At 70.8% G+C, this 23,475-nt stretch carries 18 protein-coding genes; 14 read left to right on the forward strand and 4 right to left on the reverse strand.

Features of this window, described 5'->3' with window-relative positions:
- The first annotated feature begins 12 nt into the window (after window positions 1-12).
- The 11 genes from O7601_RS16715 to O7601_RS16765 all read left to right on the forward strand — a co-directional run bounded on the left by O7601_RS16715 (window position 13) and on the right by O7601_RS16765 (window position 11,191).
- Window positions 13-555: an acyltransferase gene (locus tag O7601_RS16715; protein ID WP_281562052.1), complete on the forward strand. Its 543-nt coding sequence runs from the start codon at window positions 13-15 to the stop codon at window positions 553-555.
- Window positions 548-2,149, forward strand: a complete 1,602-nt coding sequence (locus O7601_RS16720; RefSeq protein ID WP_281562053.1) for a lipopolysaccharide biosynthesis protein — start codon at window positions 548-550, stop codon at window positions 2,147-2,149. Before O7601_RS16715 ends, O7601_RS16720 begins: the two co-directional genes overlap by 8 nt.
- Before the next feature lie 78 nt (window positions 2,150-2,227).
- Window positions 2,228-3,499: an O-antigen ligase family protein gene (locus O7601_RS16725; RefSeq protein ID WP_281566953.1), complete on the forward strand. Its 1,272-nt coding sequence runs from the start codon at window positions 2,228-2,230 to the stop codon at window positions 3,497-3,499.
- Complete coding sequence (locus O7601_RS16730) at window positions 3,496-5,079, forward strand: lipopolysaccharide biosynthesis protein (protein WP_281562054.1); 1,584 nt, start codon at window positions 3,496-3,498, stop codon at window positions 5,077-5,079. The genes O7601_RS16725 and O7601_RS16730 overlap by 4 nt, the downstream gene beginning before the upstream one ends.
- 7 nt (window positions 5,080-5,086) lie before the next feature.
- Window positions 5,087-5,989, forward strand: coding sequence for a sulfotransferase domain-containing protein (locus tag O7601_RS16735; protein ID WP_281562055.1), 903 nt, complete (start codon window positions 5,087-5,089; stop codon window positions 5,987-5,989).
- Window positions 5,986-7,236, forward strand: coding sequence for a hypothetical protein (locus O7601_RS16740; protein ID WP_281562056.1), 1,251 nt, complete (start codon window positions 5,986-5,988; stop codon window positions 7,234-7,236). The genes O7601_RS16735 and O7601_RS16740 overlap by 4 nt, the downstream gene beginning before the upstream one ends.
- A 32-nt stretch (window positions 7,237-7,268) precedes the next feature.
- The gene (locus tag O7601_RS16745; protein ID WP_281562057.1) at window positions 7,269-7,751 is read left to right on the forward strand and encodes a UDP-N-acetylglucosamine--LPS N-acetylglucosamine transferase; all 483 of its coding nucleotides are present in this window, start codon (window positions 7,269-7,271) and stop codon (window positions 7,749-7,751) included.
- 77 nt (window positions 7,752-7,828) lie between these two features.
- Window positions 7,829-8,446 (forward strand): glycosyltransferase, encoded by a 618-nt coding sequence (locus O7601_RS16750; protein ID WP_281566954.1) that lies wholly within the window; start codon window positions 7,829-7,831, stop codon window positions 8,444-8,446.
- On the forward strand, window positions 8,443-9,363 hold the full coding sequence (locus O7601_RS16755; protein WP_281562058.1) for a glycosyltransferase family 2 protein: 921 nt from the start codon (window positions 8,443-8,445) through the stop codon (window positions 9,361-9,363). The genes O7601_RS16750 and O7601_RS16755 overlap by 4 nt, the downstream gene beginning before the upstream one ends.
- Before the next feature lie 131 nt (window positions 9,364-9,494).
- On the forward strand, window positions 9,495-10,673 hold the full coding sequence (aroC, locus tag O7601_RS16760) for a chorismate synthase (protein ID WP_281562059.1): 1,179 nt from the start codon (window positions 9,495-9,497) through the stop codon (window positions 10,671-10,673).
- Window positions 10,674-10,678: 5 nt separating this feature from the next.
- Window positions 10,679-11,191: a shikimate kinase gene (locus tag O7601_RS16765; RefSeq protein WP_281566955.1), complete on the forward strand. Its 513-nt coding sequence runs from the start codon at window positions 10,679-10,681 to the stop codon at window positions 11,189-11,191.
- A gap of 44 nt (window positions 11,192-11,235) precedes the next feature.
- On the opposite strand, the gene O7601_RS16770 is transcribed toward O7601_RS16765, so the two are convergent.
- Window positions 11,236-12,633, reverse strand: a complete 1,398-nt coding sequence (locus O7601_RS16770) for a glycosyltransferase family 39 protein (protein WP_281562060.1) — start codon at window positions 12,631-12,633, stop codon at window positions 11,236-11,238.
- A gap of 242 nt (window positions 12,634-12,875) precedes the next feature.
- Here O7601_RS16770 and O7601_RS16775 point away from each other — a divergent pair, with 242 nt between their 5' ends.
- Together O7601_RS16775 and O7601_RS16780 are read left to right on the forward strand one after the other, a co-directional pair.
- Window positions 12,876-15,875, forward strand: a complete 3,000-nt coding sequence (locus O7601_RS16775) for a trypsin-like serine protease (RefSeq protein WP_281562061.1) — start codon at window positions 12,876-12,878, stop codon at window positions 15,873-15,875.
- Window positions 15,876-16,005: 130 nt separating this feature from the next.
- Complete coding sequence (locus tag O7601_RS16780; RefSeq protein WP_281562062.1) at window positions 16,006-19,977, forward strand: ALF repeat-containing protein; 3,972 nt, start codon at window positions 16,006-16,008, stop codon at window positions 19,975-19,977.
- 126 nt (window positions 19,978-20,103) lie between these two features.
- On the opposite strand, the gene O7601_RS16785 is transcribed toward O7601_RS16780, so the two are convergent.
- From O7601_RS16785 to O7601_RS16795, 3 genes are all read right to left on the reverse strand, one after another.
- A complete protein-coding gene (locus O7601_RS16785) occupies window positions 20,104-20,577 on the reverse strand; it encodes a hypothetical protein (protein ID WP_281562063.1) in 474 nt (157 codons plus the stop codon).
- A gap of 250 nt (window positions 20,578-20,827) precedes the next feature.
- Window positions 20,828-21,673 (reverse strand): cytochrome c oxidase assembly protein, encoded by an 846-nt coding sequence (locus tag O7601_RS16790; RefSeq protein ID WP_281562064.1) that lies wholly within the window; start codon window positions 21,671-21,673, stop codon window positions 20,828-20,830.
- An 11-nt stretch (window positions 21,674-21,684) separates the two neighbouring features.
- On the reverse strand, window positions 21,685-22,233 hold the full coding sequence (locus O7601_RS16795; RefSeq protein ID WP_281562065.1) for a DUF2243 domain-containing protein: 549 nt from the start codon (window positions 22,231-22,233) through the stop codon (window positions 21,685-21,687).
- Between the two features lie 132 nt (window positions 22,234-22,365).
- Here O7601_RS16795 and aroB point away from each other — a divergent pair, with 132 nt between their 5' ends.
- Window positions 22,366-23,442 carry a 3-dehydroquinate synthase gene (gene aroB, locus O7601_RS16800; RefSeq protein ID WP_281562066.1) on the forward strand — a complete coding sequence of 359 codons (1,077 nt, stop codon included), beginning with the start codon at window positions 22,366-22,368 and terminating at the stop codon, window positions 23,440-23,442.
- Window positions 23,443-23,475: the final 33 nt, after the last annotated feature.

Below are 23,475 nucleotides of genomic sequence, written 5' to 3' on the forward strand. Positions count from 1 at the left end.
TGGGGAGGCTCGTTGTCCGGCATCCGTCGTGGACTCGTCGTGCGTACCGTCTTCGCGGTCAAGCGTGGCTGGTACCGGCTGCGCTACCCGCGCCTGCGACTGGGCGCGGGGGTGGAGATCCGTGGCCGGATCCGGCTGCGTCGCGGCGTACGGGTCAGCATCGGTGCGCACACCCGCGTGAACAAGCTGGTCCGCTTCGCCGGCCCCGGTGAGGTACGCGTCGGTGCCGACTGTCTGCTCAACGCGACCTGGATCGGCACCTGGACGTCGGTGACCATCGGCGACCGGTGCCTGCTGTCGGACTGCGAACTGCTCGACAACGACTTCCACAACCTGGCCCCCGATCGCCGTCACGACCCGCCCACGGCGGCCACCCGGGCGCCGATCACCGTCGAGGACAACGTCTGGATCGGCGCGCACGCGCTGGTGATGAAGGGGGTGCGGATCGGCCGGGACAGCGTCGTGGGCGCCGCGACGGTGGTCCGCGCCGACGTCCCGCCCGGGGTCGTGGTGATCGGCAATCCACAACAGATAGCGAAGAAGTTCAATGACTGATGCCGCGCCCAGCGCCTGGACCGGAGACGGCCCAGCCACCGCCTCGACGTCCCGCAGCGTCACCATCACAGACGTGGTGCGGGTGCCGCTGCACCGGATCCGGTTGGTAGCGGCGGTGGCCCTCTGTGGACTGCTCGCCGCGGTCGGCTACGTGCTGGTGGCGCCGGCCTCGGTGACGGCGAGCGCGGTGGTGGCGGTCCGGCCGGTGGTCACCGACGCCTTCACGCCCAGCGGCGCCGCCGCCGACCGGGCGGTGAACATGAACGTGGAGAGCGGGATCGCCACCGGCACCGAGGTCGTCGGCAAGCTGGCCGCGACCTTCGACTCCGACCAGCGCACGGTACGCGACGCTCTTGAGGTCGAGGTGCCGGCCGGTGGCCAGATCCTGCGCTTCATCTACCAGGCCGGCGACGCCGAACGAGCGGTGGCGGGTGCCAACCTGGCCGCGCAGAGCTACCTGGACATCCGGCGCGGAATGTACGAGACGCAGCGCGAGGAGATGTTGCGCTCGTACGACGAGAGCATCGAGAAGATCGTCGCCCAGCGCAACGCCGTGCAGCGCCGGATCAACAACGCCCGGGACACCGCCGCCGCCGAAGCCGCCGTGGCCGAACTCGGCGGCATCAACAACCAGCTCACCCAGCTCAGCTCCGCCCGTACGGAGATCGCCGCGGTCGACGTGAATCCGGGCTGGGTCACCCGCAGCGCCGAGCAGGCGTTGGCCACCACCGCCGGCAGCTCGTCGATGCTGCTCGCCGGTGGGCTGCTCGGTGGGGCCGTGATCGGTCTGGTACTCGCCTTCCTGTGGGAGTCGGCCGACCGGCGTATCCGCAGCGTGGCCGATGCGCGGGACAGCACCGGCCTGCCGCTGCTGGGCACCGTCCGCCGCGCCCGGCTACGCGGCCGGGCCGTCGACGCCGACATCCGCTACGTGGCGATGGCCGTCGCCGAACGGGTACGCGAGCCCGCCCGGGTCGCCGTGGTGACCGCCCGGGAGGACGCCACCGCGATCACCGCCGGGCTCGCGGTCGCCCTCGCCGTGGCCGGGCGGGAGGTGTTCGTGGCCGACGACAGCGGCCGGATCGACCGGCTGCGGGCCACGGTGCTCACCGACCGGGGCCGGTTGCCGGCGGCCATCGACCCGGCCCGGCCCGCCGTGCCCAAGCCCCGCACCGCCCCCACGGACACCGATGACGGTCCCACCGAGGTCATCGCCCGGCGTCCCTCCCCACATCCGATCGGCGCCCGTCCCTCGACCGACCCGGAGGCCACCCTCACCCTGCCCCGGGTCGCCAAGACCACCAGCCGTACCGACAACGGACGGGCGAGCGGCGACGAGCAGGTGGCGGTGGGTGCCGGCAGCGTGCGGTTCGGCACCTGGCGGCAGGGCGCCGACAAGCGTCTCGTGCTCTACAACGCCCCGCCCGCCGAGGCCGACGAGCGGGGCGTTGCGGTGGCCCGGCAGGGCACTGCCGTGGTCGTCGTCGAACGGGACCGCACCCGCCAGGCCGACCTGCGGCGGCTCGCCGAGCGGCTGCGGGCGGCCGGGGTCAACCCGCTCGGGTTCGTGCTGTGTCGCAGCGGGCGGAGCTGAGGCGTGCCGGTCACCCACGCCCCGGCGACCACCGAGCCGCCCCTACCGGCCGGCGCCGCCACCCGACCTCCGCCGGTTGTGCCGCCCCGCCTGCCGCTGTGGCCGTTGGCGGTGATGTTCGGGCTGGTCCCGCTCTGGTGGGTGGTAGGCGCCTTCTACCTCGGCTGGCCGGTGCTGGGTGCCCTGCTGTTCACCCTGCTGGCCACCCGGGGCCGGGTGCCGCTGCCGCCCGGCGCGGGGATCTGGCTGCTGTTCCTGGCCCTCGTGATGGTCAGCGCGACCCGGCTGGCGTCCCCAACTTCGCTGCCGACCTTCGTGCTGCGCCTGGCGTTCTACCTCACCGCGCTGGTCGTCGCGGTCTACGTCTACACCGTCGTCCGGGAGCGCCCCGACCAGGCCGCCGTGCTGGTGCCGCTGTGCGCGTTCTGGTTCGGGCTGGTCGCGCTGGGCTGGCTCGGCGTGCTGGTGCCACGGCTGGAACTGACCACCCCGGTCGAGACGCTGCTGCCGTCGGGTGTGTCCGGGGTGCCGTTCATCAGCGACATGGTCCACCTGACCACCGCGGAATACAGCGCCAGGTCACTCAACCCGATCTACCGGCCGGCGGCCCCGTACGCGTACACCAACAACTACGGCAGCGCGTACGCGATGACGTTGCCGTGCGTGGTCGCGTACACCATGCTGCGTCGGCGCGGCCTGCTGCGCTGGGCGTTGCTGGCGTCGCTGCCGGTGTCGCTGGTCCCGGCGTTCCTCACGCTCAACCGGGCGATGTTCCTCAGCCTCGGTGTGGGCCTGGCCGTGCTCGGGGTGCGAGCGGCGCTGCGCGGCAACACCCGGGTGGCCGCCTCCATCGGCGGCATGGTGGTGCTCGGTGGCATCGCCAGCCTGTTCATCCCGGTGGCCGAGCTGATCGGTAATCGGGTCGAGTCCAGTGACACCAACACCGACCGGCTGTCGCTCTACAGCGAGGTGCTGCGCCGGGTGGGTGACTCGCCCTGGCTGGGCTACGGAGCGCCGATGGAGGTGGACACCGTGACCGCCGACGCGCCGATCGGCACCCAGGGGCAGCTGTGGATGGTGTTGTTCAGCCACGGCGTACCGGCCCTGCTGTGCTTCCTGGCCTGGTTCGTCGTCGCCGCGCTGATCTGCGCCCGGGCCACCTCGGCGGCTGGTCAGTGGCTCTCCGTCGTCCCGGTGATCTGCCTGGTGCAGGTCCCCTTCTACGGGATGGCCAACCAGAACCTCGCGGTGGCCTTCTTCGCGGTGGCCTTCGCGCTCGCGCTCTGCGAACGCGAACGCCGCATCCCGCCGGGCGGGATGCCGCGGCGGACGGCGGTGGTGCGGGCATGACGGCGACCACCAGCCCACCGACGGGAGACGGCCCCGGGGGTACGCCGAGCACCCTCGCGGCGCCGGTGGACGGCGCGGCCGAGACCCGGCGCAGCACCCGCAGCGGCGTGGCCGGGCTGCTCGGCGCGGCGACCAGCGGGCTGTTCGGCTTCCTGCTCGCGGTCGTCATCACCCGTGGCTACGGCACCACCGGAGCGGGCGCGTTCTTCGCCGCGATCGGCGTGGTGACCGTCGCCGCCGCGATCTGCACCCTCGGCGCGGAGACCGGTCTGATCTGGGCGCTGCCCCGGCGGCGGGCCGGCGACGGCGCCCGGGTGCTGCCGGTCGCCCTGACCCCACCGTTGCTGTTCGCCGTGCTGGTCGCGGCGGGTGGTGCGGTTGTCGCCGGGCCGCTCGCCGGCCGGCTGCTGGGCCCGGCGGGCGGGCCGTTGCTGGTGGTGACCTTCGCGGCGGTACCCGTGGTGGTCGCGATGAACCTGCTGCTGGCCGTCGTGCGCTGCGTACGCCCGATGCGGTCCTACGTCTCGGTGCAGTTCCTGCTGCTGCCGATCGCCCGTCCGCTGCTGGTCGGCGCGGCAGTGCTCGCCGGTGGCGGGCTGCTGGCGGGGATGAGCGGGTGGCTGGTGCCGGCCGCCGTGGCGCTGCTGGTGTGCCTGATCCTGGTGGCCGGGCCGCTCGGGATCGGCGCGGGCGCCCGGCTGCGTCCGCAACCCGGTGACTGGTCCACGTTCTGGCGGTTCGCGCTGCCCCGCGCCGCCTCGGCGGCGATCGACGCGGGCAGCATGTGGATCGGCGTGCTGCTCACCTCGGCCCTGGCCGGCCCGGCCGACGCCGGTGTCTTCGGTGCCGTCGGCCGCTACGTCCTCGCCGGCCAACTTGCGATGCAGGGGCTGCGGGTGGCCGTCGCCCCGCAACTGTCCCGGCTGCTGGGCCGGGGGGAGCGGGCCGCCGCCGCTGCCGTGCACCGGCAGTTGACCGGCTGGGGGCTGGTGCTCTCCTGGCCGGTGTACCTGCTGCTCGCCGCCTTCGCGCCGGCGTTCCTGGCGCTGTTCGGCCCCGAGTTCACCGCCGGCGCCGCCGCGATGACGGTGCTCGCCGTGGCGATGCTCGTCAACACCGGGGTCGGCAACGTGCAGAGCCTGCTGCTGATGGGCGGGCGCAGCGGCCTGCACCTGGCCGCGGCGCTGGCCGGGCTGCTGGTCACCGTCGGCGGCGGGCTGGCGCTGATCCCCGCCCACGGGGCGACCGGCGCGGCGATCGCCTGGGCCGCCGGCATCGTGACCGAGAACCTCTGCGCGGCCACCTTCGCCCGGCTGGTGGTGCGCCAACCTCTGGTGGACGCCCGGATGCTGGCCGCGGCGGCGGTCACCGTGGCCGGGGTCGGGCTGGCGGCGGTGGCCGGGCTGGCGGTGGCCGGCAGGGGCATCGCCGGACTGGTGCTCGCGGTGGTCACACTCGCCACCGTCTGCGTCGGCTTGTTGACGTTGCCCCGGGTGCGACGCGGCATCCGGGTGACCATGGTGCAGATCCGTGGCGGGTCGCCGGCCGGCGACCCGCCACGGACATCGAAGGGCAGGTGAGTTCGTCGTGTCGTCCATTCGCGACCGGGTGAAGCAGTTGGTGCCGACCCAGGTGACGAACCGGGTACGGGAAAGCCTCGTCGACTACGGGGTACGCACCAGCGACCGCCGGCCGTTGCCGGACTTCCTCATCATCGGCACCAAGCGCGGCGGCACCACCTCGCTGTGGAACTACCTGATCCAGCATCCGCTGGTGCCCCGGCTCTTTCCCGCCTGGAACACGAAGTCCGCGCACTACTTCGAGGAGCACTGGAACCGCGGCGAGGCGTGGTACCGCTCGCATTTCCCGACGTTGCGGCAGCGGGAGACACTGGAGCACCGCCACGGCGGCCCGGTCCGCGTCGGTGAGGCCGCCCCGCTGTACATGTTCCACCCGCTGGCCGCCGAGCGGGTGTCCGCGCTGATGCCCTCGGTGCGGCTGATCGTGCTGCTCCGCGACCCGGTGGAACGGGCCTACTCGCACTGGAAGGAGCGGCGGACCAACGGCGTGGAGCCGCTCGACTTCGCCGCCGCACTGGCCGCCGAGGCGCAGCGCACGGCAGGGGAGCGGGAACGGCTGATCGCCGAACCCAACCACTTCAGCGAGCCCTACGACTGGTACACCTACCGGGCACGGGGCCGGTACCTGGAGCACCTGCAACCGTGGCTGGAGCGCTTCGACCGCAGCCAGATCCTCTTCCTGCCCAGCGAGGAGCTGTACGCCGACGCCCGGGCGACCTACCAGCGCACCCTGGACTTCCTCGGCCTCCCGCCGTTCGACCTGCCCAACTTCAAGGTCTACAACGACCGGCGGTCCGCGCCCCTGGAGCCGGCGCTGCGCGCCGAGCTGACCGCGTACTACCGCCCGCACAACGAGGCGTTGCGGCAGCGGCTGGGGTTGCGGCTCGACTGGCCGGACCGGGTCGCGTGACCGCCTCGGCCACCATCACGGGCGATCCCCGCAGCCGGGACGACGGGCTGGGCTGGGTCACCCGGGCGGTCTTCTCCGACGCCCGGGTCGCGGTGACCGTGGACGCCGAGCCGCCGGCCGGGCACACCGTCGTGGCCCGGTACGCGGTGGTGCCCTCGGTGGCGCGGGCCCGCTTCCTGCTGCCGATGGGCTCACCCCGGGTCGCGGCGGCGGCGCTGCTGTCGTACAACGCCCTGCGCCCGGCGAAGCTGCGGGCGGCGCGGGCGGTGCTCGGCGTGGCGGCGCGGGCCGGCGCGGTGGACCGGGCTCCCTTTCCGACGCTGACCGTGGCGCTGCCGGTCGGCCTCGACCCGGCGGAGGTGCTGCTCGCCGCGCGGGTCGGTGCCGAACTCGGCGCGCCGGTACACGCGGCCTGCGGGGTGCGTCCACCGGATCCGAACCACAAGCCGACGCTGCAACTGTTCGACGGCCGGGGCGAGCCGCGCGGGTACGCGAAGATCGGCTGGAACGACGCGACGCGGGCGCTGGTCACCGCCGAGGCCGCAGCGCTACGGGAGGTCGCCGGGCTGGCCGGGACGGCCGGACACCCCGGCACCACCCGCCTGCTCACCGAGTTCGCCTGGGCCGGGCAGACGGTGGCGGTGGTCGAGCCGCTGCCGGCGCGTATCCGTGGGGTGCCGGTCGACACGCCGCCCGACCTGGCGGCGCTGCTCGCGGTGGCCCGGCGGGGTGGCCCACCGGCGGCGGCCCGGCCCCTGGCCGGCTCACCGTTCCTGGCCCGGCTGACCGCGCAGGCGCGGCGCGCCGCCGAAACCGTCGGCGACCGTGCGCCGGCCGCCGTCGCCGACCTGGCCCGCCGGCACGGTGACGTCGCCGTCGAGTTCGGCCACTGGCACGGCGACTGGGTGCCGTGGAACCTCGGCCGGCACGAGGGGAAACTCATCGCCTGGGACTGGGAGCACAGCGGACCGGAGGTACCCGTCGGCTTCGACCTGGCCCACGACGCGTTCCAACGCGCGCTCGTGGCGCGCGGCGAACCGGCCGCCGAGGCGGCCCGGCAGGTCGACACCTGGCTCAACCGGCACGGCGACGCGCTGGGGTTGGACCGGGCCCGGCAGCGGCTGGTTGCCGATGCCTACCTGGTGGAGATGTGGCTGCGCACCTGGCGGCTGGCCGACGCCGGCGCCGGCTGGAACCCGGCGCTGCATCCCGCCCTGCTGGACACCATTCAGGACCGACACAGCTGACCGACACGTCAAGCGGACTTGTGGGGAGTCACGTGGACAACACCAACAATGGAGCCGACCAGCAGCCGGTGCTGCTGCTGGTCGGGTCGAGCGGAGGGCACCTGGCGCAGTTGCTCGCCCTGCGGCCCTGGTACGAAACCTGGCGACGGTGCTGGGTCACCTTCGACACGCCGGAGGCGCTGTCGCTGCTGGCCGGGGAGGACGTCGTTCCGGCGTACCATCCCACCACCCGCCACCTGGGCAACCTGCTGCGCAACGCGTGGCTGGCCGGCCAGGTGCTGCGTCGGCGGCGGGTCGCCGCGGTGGTCACCACCGGCGCGGGTGTGGCGGTGCCGTTCGTCGTGTTCGCCCGGCTGCGCCGCATCCCGACCGTCTACATCGAGGTCTACGACCGGATCGACACACCGACGCTTACCGCCCGGCTGTGCCGCCCGTTCCTGTCGGCGATGCTCGTGCAGTGGGAGGAGCAGCGCCGCCAGTACCCGGAGGCCACCGTCGTGGGAACGCTGCTGTGAGCGGCGACGCGCCCGGCGACGGGCACCGGGCCACGCCGGTACGGCCCCGCCCGGTCCCCGAGGAACCGACGGTACGCGTGCCGGAGCCGCGCGAGCCGCGCACCGACGGCCGGCCGCAGGTGCTGGTGGCCGTCGGCACCGACAAACATCCGTTCGACCGGCTGGTCGACTGGCTGCGCGAATGGCACGACGAGGTTGCCGGTGAGGTTCGGTTGACCGTGCAGCACGGCCACACCCGGGCGGATGACCTGCGCGACGCGGTGCCGTTCCTCGGCCACGCCGAGTTGCAGGCGGCGATGGCCCAGGTCGACCTGGTCGTCTGCCACGGTGGGCCGGCCACCATCCTGGAGGCCCGCCGGCACGGACACCTGCCGATCGTGGTGCCCCGCGACCCGACCCGTGGCGAGCACGTCGACGACCACCAGCTGTTGTTCGCCCGCCGGCTCGGCGCGGCCGGCCTGGTGGCGCTCTGCGAGTCCCGGCAGGAGCTGCTGGACACGCTGGCCACCGGTCTCGCCGACCGGGACCGGTTCACCGTCGCCGTGGACGCCGGTGCCGCCGACGGGCGGCGGGCCGCGGTGCGGCGGGTGGGAGTGATCGTCGAGGACCTGGTGGCCGCCGCCGCGCAGCGGCACCACCGACCCTGGTGGCGGCCGTGGGGTGGACCCGGCCCGAACGGAAGGCGGAAGCCGTGACCCCGTACCCGAGCGTGAGCGCCGTGGTGCCCACCCGCGACCGGCCGGAGCTGCTGCGGGCCGCGGTACGCGCCATCGTCGCCCAGGACTACCCGGGGCCGGTCGAGGTGGTCGTCGTCTACGACCAGTCCGAACCGGACCCGACCCTGGCGGACCTGTCCGCACCGGACCGGCCGGTGCGGGTGATCACCAACGCGCGCACGCCGGGCCTGGCCGGCGCCCGTAACACCGGCACCGTGGCCGCCACCGGTGAGCTGGTCGCCTTCTGCGACGACGACGACGAGTGGCTGCCCGGCAAGCTGCGCGCCCAGGTCGACGCCCTGAACGCGGTGCCCGGCGCCGAGTTCGTCAGCTGCGGCATCCGGGTCAGCTACGACGGGCACACCGTCGAGCGGGTGCTGGACCGGGACTCGATCAGCCTGGCCGAGTTGCTGCGGGACCGGATGACCGAGCTGCACCCGTCGACCTTCGTCATCCGGGCGGCGGCGTTACGGGACGGCTTCGGGCTGGTCGACGAGGAGATCCCGGGCAGCTACGCCGAGGACTACGAGTTCCTGCTCCGGGCCGCCCGCAGCGCACCACTTGTCAACCTGCGCACCCCGTACGTGGTGGTGCGCTGGCACAAGCGGTCGTACTTCGCCCAGCGATGGGACACCATCTCCGAGGCGTTGCAGTGGCTGCTGGACCGCTATCCCGAGTTCGCCAGCCAACCGGCCGGGCAGGCCCGGGTCACCGGGCAGATCGCCTTCGCCCGCGCCGCGTCGGGAGACTCCCGGGGCGCGGTGCGCTGGGCCCGGCGGACGATCCGGCGCAACCCGCGCGAACCCCGGGCCTACCTGGCGCTGGCCGTCGCCGGGCGGGTGGTCCGCGCCGACACGGTGCTGCGCACCCTGCACCGACGCGGTCGGGGCATCTGACCGCCCACCGTGCCTCCGCCGCCCACGCCGGGTCGCGCTGGCTCGCGCCGGGGCGCGGGCGGCGCGTCCGCAGGGCGGGACGCGGCGGGCGGCGCGGGGCGGCGGACACCGGGCGTGACAGACTCATGGCTGTGTTGCGCTGGTTGACCGCAGGGGAATCGCATGGACCCGCTCTCGTCGCGTTGCTGGAGGGGGTGCCGGCCGGTGTCGAGGTGACCACCACCGAGATCGCCGGCGAGCTGGCCCGCCGCCGGCTCGGCTACGGCCGGGGTGCCCGGATGGCGTTCGAGCAGGACGAGATCGAGATCATCGGTGGCCTGCGGCACGGCGTGACCCTGGGCAGCCCGGTCGCCGTCCGGGTCGGCAACTCCGAGTGGCCCAAGTGGCGCACCGTGATGGCCGCCGACCCGGTCGACCCCGACGAGTTGGCCCGGCAGGCCCGCAACGCGCCGCTGACCCGTCCCCGGCCCGGCCACGCCGACCTGGCCGGCATGCAGAAGTACGGCCACACCGACGCCCGGCCGATCCTGGAGCGGGCCAGCGCGCGGGAGACCGCTGCCCGGGTCGCCGTCGGCACGGTGGCCAAGGCGCTGGTCAAGCAGGCCGTGGGCATCGAGATCGTCTCGCACGTGGTCGAGCTCGGCCCGGTCGCCGTCAAACCGGGGCTGCGGCCACGGCCGGAGGACGCCGAGCGCATCGACGCCGACCCGCTGCGCTGCCTCGACCCGGAGGCCAGCGCCCGGATGGTCGCCGAGGTCGACGCCGCGAAGAAGGCCGCCGACACCCTCGGTGGCGTGGTCGAGGTGCTGGCGTACGGAGTACCGCCCGGTCTGGGCAGCCATGTGCAGTGGGACCGCAAGCTCGACGCCCGGCTGGCCACCGCGTTGATGTCGATCCAGGCGATCAAGGGTGTGGAGATCGGCGACGGCTGGCAGCAGGCCCGGTCCCGGGGCTCCGAGGCGCACGACGAGATCATGCCCACCGCCACCGGCGTACGCCGGGTCACCGACCGGGCCGGCGGCCTGGAGGGCGGCATCACCACAGGTGAGCCGCTGCGGGTGAAGGCGGCGATGAAGCCGATCTCCTCGCTGAACCGGGCCCTGGCCACGGTGGACGTCACCACCGGGGAGCCGGCCACCGCCATCAACCAGCGTTCCGACGTCTGCGCGGTGCCGGCCGCCGCCGTGGTCGCCGAGGCGATGGTGGCGCTGGTGCTGGCGGAGGCGGTGGTGGAGAAGTTCGGCGGTGACTCGGTCGCCGAGATGCGCCGCAACCTGTCCGCCTACCTCGACGCGCTGGTGATCCGGTGACCGGTCTGGTCCGGCCGGTCTGTGTGCTGGTCGGGGCGCCCGGCTCGGGCAAGACCACCGTCGGGCAGGGCCTGGCGGAAGCACTCGGCGTCGAGTTCCGCGACACCGACGCCGACATCGAGCGCCTGGCGGGCAAGCCGATCCCGGAGATCTTCCTCGACGAGGGGGAGGCGCACTTCCGTACCCTCGAACGGGCGGCCCTGGCCGCGGCGCTGGCCTCCTGCACCGGCGTGCTCGCCCTCGGCGGCGGCGCGGTGCTTGCCGAGGAGAACCGGGCCGCCCTGGTCGGTCACCGAGTGGTGCACCTCTCCGTCGAGCTGCCGGACGCGGTGAAGCGGGTGGGTCTCGGCGTCGGGCGGCCGCTGCTGTCGATCAACCCCCGGGCCACCCTCAAACACCTGATGGACCAGCGCCGACCGCTGTACGCCGAGGTCGCCACCGACACGGTGGTCACCGACGGCCGCACCCCCGAGGAGATCGTCGCCGAGATCGTCGCCCTGCTGGGCAAGCCCGGCTAGGCCGCGGCGCACGACTCCCGGGCGCTGACCTTTCCCCGCCAGAGTCAGCTCTCCTTCCTGGTCATCAGCGTGATTCCGAGCAGCGGATGCTGCCATCGCTGCACGACGCGGTAATCAGCCTCGATCTTTTCGCGTTTGCCGGCGGCCATGTCCTTGAGCGGGTCGAGAGAGTTGTCGGCGCGGATGACCCAGATCCGAGGCGGAACGCCGAGGCAGGTGGCGTCGGGACACTCGGCGGCGAGGAACCGGCCGTTGCTGCGTTGCGGGGCGGTCCGCAGTACATCGTGCGGACGGGGCTCCGGCAGGTATCGCTCGTAGATGTCTCGTGGCGACCACGGAATGCTGTAGTGGGTGTCAGGAAAGACAGCGACGTCGCCGGACTGGTAGCGCGGACTGATGATCGGCGCGATGCGTAGGGAAGCCTGACTGTGCCCAGCCTCGCCGCGTACGGTGACGTGGCCGGGGTAGGCGAGGATGGCGGCCAGGCCGATGGCTGCGGCGGCGTGGGCGCGTCCGAACCGAATGAGAGCGGCCGCGGCGAGCACCGCCATCGCCGGCAGGACGACGAGGACGTAGCGGGCGGCCCAGACAGGCAACTGAGTGCCGGCGACGAAGAGGACGCCCATCGGTACGAAGGCCGCAGCAGCGACGACCACCCGTTGCGGGGTGCGGCGGACGCCGAGGACGGCGAGGGTCAGGACGAGTCCGCCGATGGCGGCGGAGAGGAAGATCCGTTCGGGGATGATCGGCAGGGAGCGCAGGGTGATGAGGCCGATCCAGGACACCTGGGCGGTCTGCCCCGAGCCCCACACCGACAGGGTCGCTGCGGGCAGGACACCTACTGCGGCCGCCACCGCCCACCGTCGGGTGACCCGCCAGGAGGAACCGCCGTACCGCAGCTGCCACCAGGCGATCGCTGCGGCGTGCCCGGCGAGCATGAGCAGACCGTTGAGGGGGTGGATCAGTCCGGTGATTCCGACGGCGGTGGCGTAGCCGACGAGATCGCCACGGCCCGGCCGGTCGACAAGACGGGTCAGATACAGCAGCGCGACGGCGGCCCCGAGGATCACGAACGAGTATCCGCGGGCCTCCTGAGCGTACCGGGAGGTGACCGGGAGTACTGCGAAGACCAACCCGGCGACCAGGCCGAGCCGGGCACCACCGAGCCGATGGCCCAACGCGGTGACCACCAGGGTCGCGACCGTGATCGCCACGACCGATGGCAGACGCAATGCGACGGTGGAGGTGCCAACCACGTCGGTGTAGACCTTCATCAGGACGTAGTACGGCGTGAGAACGGCGTCCACCGAACCTGAGAGCTGCCACAGTTGGGACCAGGACAGCCGCACCGCACCCCAGGTGGCCAACTCGTCCGCCCACAGCGCCGGACGGGTCAGCCGCCACAGCCCCAGCGCCGCCACCACCAGGGCGGGGAACGTCACTGCAAGGAGTCGTAACCGACCCTTCCCGCCAGCTGTCGAATGCGGAGCCGGTGACCTCGCTGGTCTCGGATTGTCGCCCTGCCCTGATGGGCCATCGGTTTCGATGGTGCCCGGCACCATCCAATTGGTAGTGATGGCACACTCCCTTATGGATTCCGTCCAAACCGTCCCAGGAGACTGCGGTCGAATGGCGCGGAGGAAGCGTCACGCCCCACCGTCGGTGAACATCAGGATGCTTCTGGGTGTCGGAGGTGCGGCCCCAGGTCGTGCCGCAGCCGCGGGTGGTGCGCGCGGATGCCCGCCGAAAACCCCTCCTGGCCGGTGGCAGGACACCTGCTGTCCACTTGACGTCTATCGAAATCCTTCCTCGTATCGATATCTTGCGTGCTCTGCATGATCGCGGTGGGTCGCGAAGCGACTCGCCTGAGTTACGGGGGATGTTCGTGCGCAGACGTGTGGGTGCTTGGACCGGTGCTGTGGTGATGGCTGTGGTTGCGGTGGGACTGTCGGCCGGTGGGCCTGCTTTCGCGATCGCGGGAGCAGAGGCGGTGACGGATTCCCGGTACCCGTTCGTCGGGAAGGTCTACTTCGGCGAGACGCGCAGTTGTACAGCGGTGTTGGTCGATGCTAGGTGGATTGCCACGGGGAAGGCGTGCTTCAGCGACGGGGGAGCAGGCGTCGTAGCGGGCGTTTCGGCGGAGCCGGCGACAGTGGTGTTCGGACGGGTGGACCTCACGCGGGTCACGGGGCACCGACTGGCCGTCGTATCGGTGGTGCCGCACCCGGACCGAAACCTCGCGTTGGGGGAACTGTCCGGGCCGGTCAAGGACATCACGCCGATCGCGGTCGGCGCAGCGCCGGTGGCGGGCGAGGTGCTGCGGGTGGCGGGTTTCGGTCGGACCGCTACCGAGTGGGTTCCGGATCGAATGCACACGGACACCGTTGCGGTGGGTGCCGTGAGCGGCACATCGTTCACGGTCACCGGGACCTCGCCGGGTGTCTCCCTGTGCAAGGGAGACGCCGGTGGCCCGGCCTTCCGGGAGGTGCAGGGGCGGTTTGAGTTGGTGGGGATCAACGACGTGTCGTGGCAGAAGGGATGTCTCGGCGAGACCGAAACCCGGGACGGCGCGATCGAAACACGAGCCGACGACCTCGGCGAGTGGATCCGCGGCAACGTCACCCTTCAACCACACGACCTGCGGGAACCGGTGGTGGGCGAGTTCAATCGCGACGGTGTCCCGGATCTGCTCGCCGCGGACAGCGCCGGTCAACTCTGGCTCTACCCGGGGACGGGGATCCCCCGAGTGTGGGGTGCGCGGATCCAGGTTGCCTCGGGGTGGGGTGGCTATCGGGATCTGGTGGTGGGTCGGATTGACCGGGATGGCTATGACGACGTGGCGGTTGTGGAGTCGGCTACCGGGAGGTTGTGGCTGTTTCCGGGTGCTGCGGCCGGTGGTGGGTTCGGTGCGCGGGTGCAGATTGGTTCTGGGTGGACCGATATGCGTGATCTGGCGATCGGTCGGGTCAATCGGGACGGGTACGACGATCTGATCGCGGTGGAAAGTTCGACTCAGCGGTTGTTGATGTGGTCGGGTCGGTCCGCTGGTGGTCAGTTCAATGCGTCGGTGCAGATCGGTTCTGGTTGGGGTTGTTGTCAGCAGGTGACGTTGGGGCGGTTCAACGGTGACGAGTACGACGATCTGTTGACCGTGCAGACCGCCACGGGCAGGTTGTTGATCTATGCCGGTAACGCCGCTGGCACCACGTTCGACGCCGGCGTCGACACCGGCACTGGCGCGACGTGGAACAGCTACTCCTACTTGGCCGCTGGGCGCGACCCGATCAGCGGGCGGGACAGCCTGATTGCGGTCGATGCGCCAACCGGTCAGACGTGGTTGCACACTCGGCTCGACAACGGCGGATGGGCGCCTCGGGTGATGCCGGACGGCAGGGTCTGGTCACCCAGGCCGTACGAACTCAGCAACCTGGTGACGGGCGAGTTCACCCGCGACGCTCACACCGACATCCTCGGGGTCGACGCCAACGGCATCGCCTGGCTGTATCCCGGAACTACCGGACACGGCTGGGGCGCCCGGATCCAGGTTGCCTCGGGGTGGGGTGGCTATCGGGATCTGGTGGTGGGTCGGATTGACCGGGATGGCTATGACGACGTGGCGGTTGTGGAGTCGGCTACCGGGAGGTTGTGGCTGTTTCCGGGTGCTGCGGCCGGTGGTGGGTTCGGTGCGCGGGTGCAGATTGGTTCTGGGTGGACCGGTATGCGTGATCTGGCGATCGGTCGGGTCAATCGGGACGGGTACGACGATCTGATCGCGGTGGAGAGTTCGACTCAGCGGTTGTTGATGTGGTCGGGTCGGTCCGCTGGTGGTCAGTTCAATGCGTCGGTGCAGATCGGTTCTGGTTGGGGTTGTTGTCAGCAGGTGACGTTGGGGCGGTTCAACGGTGACGAGTACGACGATCTGTTGACCGTGCAGACCGCCACGGGCAGGTTGTTGATCTATGCCGGTAACGCCGCTGGCACCACGTTCGACGCCGGCGTCGACACCGGTGCCGGCACGAACTGGGCGAACCACATCGAACTGACCGCGATCCGGCCCGCCGGCGACATTAGGCACAGCCTTCTGAGTAAGGACCCGACGGGAGCGCTGCTGTTGCACCCCACCCGCTACTACGGCGGCCACGACTGGGCCGTCCCCATCAGGTTTGGGCCACGGGTCGGCGCAGTTAGCTTCGGTGTGGCAGCAGCGCTCGTCGGAATTGCGGTGGCAGCCGGTACGGACGTCCCGACCGAGAACAATGGCGGCTCGATCGTGGAAGACTTTTCCTACCCTGGAGCGGGGACCATCCTCGCTGAGCAGAACATCGAACTGATTTCCGGTGATGGGCACATCGTGCTTGCCAACTGCGCCATGCCGCCGACCGGTGACATCGGGCTGCTCGAAGTCTGGACGACGGACGAGATCGGCCAGGGTGGCATCGGTCGGATCTGTTTCGATGTGCTAGGACCGGTCGGGCGCCTGGATCTCCGCGTGCCAGCGGTCTATGAGGTCCGCGGCGACGGGCGGCGACAGGGAGCTGGGCACAACGGCACCGCGACGGTGACCACCGATGACGGCGTTGTGACCACCAAGGATCTCGACCCGTCCGGCAGCATCCAGTTCGGCATCGGTGAGGGTGAAGACAGAGAGCCCACCACCCTCCTCCAATTGACCATTAAACCCTAGGGCTTTTGCGGGGCATTGTGCTCCTGCCGGAACACCTCTCATACGGGGCTAAGGAGTGATCGTGCAGTCCGGTGTCTACTCGCGCGTGCCTGGAATCCGTCGGCAACGGGACCTCTTATGGCGGGGCCCGATGACCGGGCTGATGGTGTTGGCCCTGTTGGTTGGTCTGCTGCCGGGCAAACCGGCGCGGGCGGACGATCCCCCGCCCCTGCCAGCCGATCGGGCACCGGTGGTGCAGGCCTGGCTCAATGGCGGTGTGAAGGTGCGGGCTGCGGCCGAATCAGCCCTGCTCGGTCCGGATGATCAGGTCCGGGCGTTCCTGAACGAGGGCTGGGCGCAGGCGCAGCGACTGGACGAGCGCGACGCGGTCGTAGCGGTGATTGCCGAGGCCGGACCTGCCGTGAGGGCGGCGGCTCAGCAGGCGCTGGACGCGTTCGACGCCGGAGACGTAAACGCCCTGTCGGCCTTCTTGAACGCCGGGTGGCAGCAGGCGGCGAGCACCGATACCCGGGTGCAGGTCAACCAGTTGATGGCGGCTGGTGGGGATCAGGTCAAGGCGGCTGCGCAGCAGGCGTTGGATTCGTCGGATCCAGCGGTGTGGCGTGAATTCCTCGACGCGGGATGGCAGTCACGATGGCTGATCGATCAGCGGGTGCGGGTCAACCAGGCGATGGCCACCGGTGGACCGCAGGTGAAGGCGGCTGGACAGCGGGCCCTCGACGCGGGGACGCCTGAGGCACTCGAGTCGTTCCTGGACCATGGGTGGGCCGTCGCGGCCGCCCGGGATCAGGAGGCCGAGACCCTGACCGCGCTGTACGCGCAGGCGCAGGCGCAGGGGGAACTGGCGGAGCAGGAAACCCAGCGGGCCAAGAACGAGGCGGCCCGGGCGAAGGAGGCCGCTGCGGCGGCTCGGGTGGCGGCGGACAAGGCCGCTGCTGCGACGGCAGCGGCGCGGCACGACACGGCAGAGGCGGCGGCGCAGGCGAAGCGCGCCGCCGTCGCGGCGCAGAAGGCGGCGGCCGCCGCGAAGGTGGCAGTACAGGCGGCAGCGTCGGCAAACCGGGCGGCGCGGGCGGCCGCCGCGGCGGCCCAGCGTGCGGCGTCGGCAGCGTCGCAGGCGGAGCGGGCTGCGGCCAAGGCATACAACGCGGCGGCGCAGGCGGCAACAGACGCGTCCAAGGCGGACGCGGCGCGGGTGACCGCTCAGGAGGCTCGGGACAACGCGAAGCTGTCGCGTGACTTCGCCACCACCGCTCATCTGGCCGGGCAGGCGATCCAGGCCGGCCTGGAAGCCATCGACGCGGCCGTATCGGCAGCGAACCAGGCAAAACTTGCCGCGGACGCAAACGATGATGCGACCCGGTACGCCAACGAGGCGGGCGCTAACGCCTCGGCGGCGGTGGCAGCGGCCAGGCAGGCGCGGGCGGACGCGGATCGGGCGCTCCGCGCGGCGAACGCCGCGCAGACCTACCTTCAGGCGGCGGCCAAGGCCGCGTTCGCCGCACGAGATGCGGCCAATCGGGCGGCCGAGCGGGCTGAGCAGGCAGCGGCCGCCGCGATCGATGCGGCGAACCACGCCGGTGACGCGGCGCAGGCGGCGAGGCGGTCGAGTGAGGCCGCCAACGCGGCGACCGTCGCGGCGCAGGCGGCCGTGGAGACGGCCGGTCAGGCGATCGAGGTGTACGACGCGGCCCGGGCGGCGGACGCGGAGCGTCTCGCAGTGGTAAAGGACCAGGGTGTCGAGGCGGCTCGGCAGGCCAACGCACAGTACGAGCAGGCGCAGCTGGCGGCCAGGTGGGACGCGCTGCAGACCGAGCAGCGCGATGCGGAGACCAATCAGCTCATCGCCGAGGTGCTGAACCCGGCGACTGACCCTGTGGCTGCGTTGGGCAAGGCCCGCAAGGTCGCGTTGAACCTCTCACTCGCGTCTGGGGTGTGGACCCGGCAGGCGGCGATGGCTGCGCTGGGCGGCAGCGATGTACAGGTCTTGGAGTTCGTACGCTCGGGAATCGCCGAAGCTGCTGGCCAGGATGACCGGGTCGCGGTCGGAAACTTGGCGGTCACCGACAACATCGCGCTGCGCGACGCCGCGCTGGCGGCGCTGAACAGCACTGACGCCGCGGTTTCGGAATTTCTGCGGACACAGAACTACCCCGGCCGCTACATACAGGATCGTGTCAGGGTCAACCAGATCCTGGCCGGAGCGAAGACCTCCGGGGACAGTCATCTGGCTCAGAAGGCGCAGGAGGCGCTGGACTCGGGGGACGGGCAGAAGCTGCGGGAGTTCCTCGCCGTCGGGCAGTACACCGCCGCGGTGATCGGGCAGCGAGTGCGGGTCAACGCAATCATGGCCAGCGCGGACAGCGGTCCGGAGGTCAAGGCCGCTGCGCAGATCGCGTTGGACGGACCTCCGCCGGGAATCGTCCAGTTCCTTGAGGAGGGCCGGCACGCCGCAGCCGAGCGGGACCAGGACGCCGCCGCACATCTGGCGGTCGTGGCGAGCCTGGTGGAGCGGATCAACGGAACCGCCCAGACCGCAGTGCAGAACGCGATGGAGGCGCAGAAGGTAGCGGCTCAGGCCCGCAACGACGCGGCGGCGGCGGCTAACTATGCCAGCCAGGCGGCCAAGGCGGCACAGGACGCGGCCAATTTCGCGGCGAAGGCCGCACAGTACGCCAACCAGGCCAACGCGTCGGCGGAGAGGGCCGCCGCTTCGGTCAAAACAGCCAAGGAAGCAGCCACCCGCGCATCCGTCTCGGCGCGCAGCGCGATCCGGTCTGCATCCTGGGCTGTCCTATCCCACGAACGCGCCTTGCACTCCGCCAAGGAGGCACAGGCGTCGGCCAAACGCGCCTACGACTCGGCTGTCGCGGCCGGCGAGAGTGCGGAGGAGGCGGTCGCCGCCGCCAACCAGGCCTACCACGAGTACGAGTTGGCCGTCGGTCTGGAAGTGGCCAAGTGCCAGACCGAGTACGCAAAGTCAGCGACGGCGGACCTTGAACGGCTGGTGGGCGGCACCGAGGGTGACTTCGCCCGCAACTGCGTCGCCAACGTCATAGCCGACCCCGCCGAGTTGGCCAAGCGGGCCTACACCAACGCCGCATACTGCAGCGTCTACCCCGACGGCAGCCAGCATTACAAGAACTGCATCGCCACGGTTCTGGCTCCTGACTTCCTCGGCAACCAGACGCTGATCATGCTCACCGAGATCCTCAAAGGTGTCACAGCCATCCTGATCCCGGTCGCGGCAGCCGTCGCAATCGGGTGCATTGCGACGATCGTGTGCGGTGTGGTGGCCGGCAGCCTGCTGACCATCGGCGAGGCCGGCCTCAACGTCTACAAGCTCATCAACGGTGACCAGTCCCTGGCCGACGCGCTGCTGAAGCTCGGCCAGGTGGCCTTGGAAACATTGATCTTCGCCGGGCTGGCGAAGATCGTCCACGCCGGCTTCCAGACCGCCAAGCAGCTCCACAACATCAGCCGCGCGGCGAATGCGGCCAGGCATCAACTAGCCGTAGCCGACTTCGCTCGGGTGCAGTTGGTCTTCAACTCCTGCGTCCGTAGGCACAGTTTGGTTGCCGGAGGCGCGGCTTTACGGACTGACGCCAGCGACACGCTGATCGGTCAGCTTCGTCTCGGCCAGTCGGTGTCCGTCGTCCTTCCCGAGACCGGCCCAAAAGCGGGAAACCCGGTTTGGAATGTCCTTACTGCCAGGGGAACAGCCCTAGCGCACAACGCTGACTGCTTCGGCCTGACCGACCTCGGCGGGGGTTGGTTCCGCTCACCTGCTGGGCTCGACTACGGTCCAAACGATGACAAGTTTGGTCACCGCATTCTGCACGTCCTGGCCCACGCTTATGAAGATCGATTGAAGCCGAACCATGGTGTTTTCGACACGGGGAGTAAAGGGCTGCTTGAGACAGTAGATGAGGCATGGCAGCGGAAAGGGCTGGCTGTCTCTGTGCTCGAACAGGGCGCTCGAACCACGTACGTTATCCCGATGGGGCGCCGCGTCGGGTACAACCCGGAAGAAGATTTCATCCAAATTGTTGTCGAGCACGGAAACGAGGTGATCACAGCTTTCCCTCGTAAGTGGCCGTAAAATCGACCGGGCTGCAACCCATCCACAAGTGCCTTCGAAGTCGGCTGCGGCGTGGCGATTTTCGGGCTTCATGTCCCGCATACATGAGGCGTGTCGCCGTTAATGCAGGAGGTTGCTCGGATTATGTTAATTGATAAAATTATCGCGGGATGCCGTTACTGCCGCTACTATGTCGGCTAGCGGCCGTTTCACAAGCGCATTCCGCACGGGCGCGAAATCGGGTAGGTCGCGCGCCACGAGAGGAAATTCCTTGGGATCAAATTCGTACTCGCCGAGATTGCTCCATCCTGCCTGCACTTCTACAAGGCCCTCACCTATAGCCGTGACTCGCAGCCAGCCGGTGCACTGATCGGAGAAGTTGAATGGGAGCATGACGCGATCCTCGGCCGGCAGCCTTTCGAGTTCACAGATCCAACGGTCGAGGGTGTGGGCGGGCCCATGGTACCGGCTGCCGGTAAAGAACTCCGGGTCGTCCGGCACTAGGACGCACTGAAGACGGCTGGTGCCGACTTTGAGTACGAGCTCCGTCCGCGATCCTTCAACCAGCTCGATTGACAGACCGATGTGCTGCGGAAGACCGGCCGGCTGTTGAGAACTCATTGACAAGCTCCTTCCTAAGTGAGATTGCTACACACGGCTCCATGATGCTTGTCTAGACACGCTGTAACCAAATGGGTCGGGGTGGCGTTGCCGGCCGAGGAAGAGCTGATATTGGTCATCGTGCGGGTCGAGGTTTCCGCGCTGCTTCAACCGTTACAGTAGTCGAGCCTCACGCAGACCAGGGTTGCCTGTCGCTCCGCAGCACCACTGCGGCCGCAAACGGGTCGGGGCAGGCAATTCGTCACCCTGCTCAGGCGGTGCGGTAGGGCGTCCGGTCACCGCCGGAGAGGGAAGTCTTCCCTGGCCGGCGTTTAAGGAAGGGCACGCGGCGTGGCTGCGGCTGCGGACGCCAGGTGGTCAGCAGGCCAAGGGCGAGCAGGATCTCGGCGAGGTCGCCGCCGTAGTACATCACCGTCGCGCCGGCGCGTAGCTGCTCGGGCGTTGCTGGCACGTCGACAAGCAGGCCCGCGTACATCAGTTGGGCGAGGCTGGCGTGGGCGACCACGGCCGCGCCGAGCACCACCAGCCGGACCGGTACGGGGGCCCGGTGCGGATAGGGTTCCGGGCCGGCGATGGACCAGGTGAACAGCAGCCCGCTGAGCAGGAAGTGCAGGTTGACCAGGTGGTGCAGGGCCGCGCTGTCGAGGGTGGCCCGGTACAGCGGGGTGAGGTAGAGCAACCACAGCCCGCCGGCGGTGAGCAGCAGCCCGGTGACCGGGTGGGTCAGCGGTTGCAGCAACGGCCGGCCCAGCACCCGCAGTGCCGTCCGGCCGGCTCGCCGGTCGAGGCAGCGCAGGGCCAGGATGCCGGGTGCGCCGAGCACCAGCCCCAGCGGCGCCAGCATGCCGAGCAGGAGGTGCTGCCACATGTGCCCGGCGAAGTCGTCCGCCGGCAACAACAGGGCGATGGCGAGCAGGGCGCACCCGATGGCGAAGGCGGCCGTACGCCAGTGGCTCCAGCCGGCCCGGTCCCGGGCCCGTTGCCGCAGTGCGGCGGCCAGGTAGAGCCAGCCGGCCAGCAGCGGTACGAGAAGTGCCGGACCGACGGTGGTGGCGTGCTCGGCCCCGTGCGTCGAGATCAGGACCGGACTGACCACCAGCGGGGGACTCACCCTTGTCGGCCCGGGGCCGGCGTCCGCCGCTCGCCGGCACCGGCGTCCGCGATGGTGGCGCGGCGTTGTACGAGCCAGCCGACAACGATCAGCACCACGCCCAACGCGAGGAAGCCGAGATCCCACCAGAGCTGGTGCTCACCGGCGCGGACGTGGTGGATGCCGAGGATGTGGTGGTCGATGACGCCTTCGATCAGGTTGAACAGGCCCCATCCGATCAACGCCCAGCCCCACAGCATGGGCGAGCGCCACAGCCGGCCCCGGGAGCGGGTCACCCGCGAGTACAGCATCGCGAGCCCGGTGAGGACGGACACCCAGGCCACCACGTGGAACAGGCCGTCCCAGACGGTGTTCATCTCCAGCCCCGCGACGGTGTCCACCGGGTACTCGCGTACCCCGATGTTGTCGCTGCCGGTGCTGCTGAGCATGTGGTGCCACTGGAAGACCTGGTGCAGCAGGATGCCGTCGACGAAGCCGCCGAGGCCGAAGCCGAGGATGGTGGCGGGCAGCCGGATGTCCGCACCGTCGATCGTCCGCCCGTCCATGTCGACTCCCTCTCGCCCGTGACCCCCGGCTGCCCGTGCCCGTTACCCGGCGCGCTAAACGTTGTTCCACCCCTCGGGCACCCCGGTGGCGGCGCGGGTCGCGACGGGGATGGGTGGGCTAGGCTCCCGGCGATGGACGAGGTGACCCGGATCCCGGTCGGTGGCGAACGGCCGTACGACGTGCTGGTCGGCCGCGACCTGCTCGACGCGCTGCCTGGCCTGCTGCCCGATGCTGCTCGGGCGGCGGTGCTGTATGCGCCGCCCCTGAAGGAGTTGGCCGACGCGGTCGCTGTCGGCCTGGCGGCGGCCGGTGTGACGCCCCTGCCGATCGAGGTGCCCGACGCCGAGGCCAGCAAGCACGTCGATGTGGCGGCGCAGTGCTGGGATCGGCTCGGTCAGGCGGGCTTCACCCGTACCGACGCGGTGGTCGGCATCGGTGGCGGCGCGGTCACCGACCTGGCCGGGTTCGTGGCGGCGTGTTGGCTGCGCGGAGTGCGGTGGGTGCCGGTGGCCACCTCGTTGCTCGGCATGGTCGATGCCGCGGTCGGTGGCAAGACCGGGATCAACACCGTCGCCGGCAAGAATCTCGTGGGTGCCTTCCACCCCCCTGTCGGCGTGCTGGCCGACCTGGCCACGCTGGACAGCCTTCCGCCAGCGGACCTGGCCGCCGGCCTGGCCGAGGTGGTCAAGTGCGGGTTCATCGCCGATCCGGTCATCCTCGACCTGATCGAGGACGACCCGGCCGCCGCGACCGATCCCGCCGGGCCGGTCACCCGGGAGTTGATCGAAAGGGCCATCCGGGTCAAGGCCGACGTGGTCGCGGGAGACCTACGCGAGTCGGGCGTACGAGAGGTGCTCAACTATGGGCACACGCTGGCCCACGCGATCGAGAAGGTCGAGAGTTACCGCTGGCGGCACGGTCACGCGGTGTCGGTCGGCCTCGTGTACGCCGCCGAACTGGCCCGCCTCGCCGGCCGGTTGGACGCGCCCACCGCGTCGCGGCACCGTGCGGTGCTGACGGCGCTCGACCTGCCGACCGGTTACCACGCCGACGCGTGGCCTCGCCTGCTGGCCACCATGCGGGTCGACAAGAAGGCCCGGGGCAGCCGGCTGCGCTTCGTGGTGCTCGACGGGTTGGCCCGCCCGGCGATCCTCGACGGCCCGGACGACGACCTGCTGCGCACCGCCTTCGCCGCGGTGTCCCGGTGAGTGCGAGGAGTGAGCCGGGTTTGCGAGCCCCGC

The organism is Verrucosispora sp. WMMD573 (assembly GCF_027497175.1).
In the GTDB taxonomy this organism is placed as follows: Bacteria; Actinomycetota; Actinomycetes; order Mycobacteriales; family Micromonosporaceae; genus Micromonospora.

Coding starts and splice junctions, on each gene's coding strand:
- O7601_RS16730 (WP_281562054.1), top strand. CDS start 3,496: ATGACGGCGACCACCAGCCCACCGACGGGAGACGGCCCCGGGGGTACG.
- aroB (WP_281562066.1), top strand. CDS start 22,366: ATGGACGAGGTGACCCGGATCCCGGTCGGTGGCGAACGGCCGTACGAC.
- O7601_RS16785 (WP_281562063.1), bottom strand. CDS start 20,577: ATGAGTTCTCAACAGCCGGCCGGTCTTCCGCAGCACATCGGTCTGTCA.
- O7601_RS16780 (WP_281562062.1), top strand. CDS start 16,006: ATGACCGGGCTGATGGTGTTGGCCCTGTTGGTTGGTCTGCTGCCGGGC.
- O7601_RS16720 (WP_281562053.1), top strand. CDS start 548: ATGACTGATGCCGCGCCCAGCGCCTGGACCGGAGACGGCCCAGCCACC.
- O7601_RS16795 (WP_281562065.1), bottom strand. CDS start 22,233: ATGGACGGGCGGACGATCGACGGTGCGGACATCCGGCTGCCCGCCACC.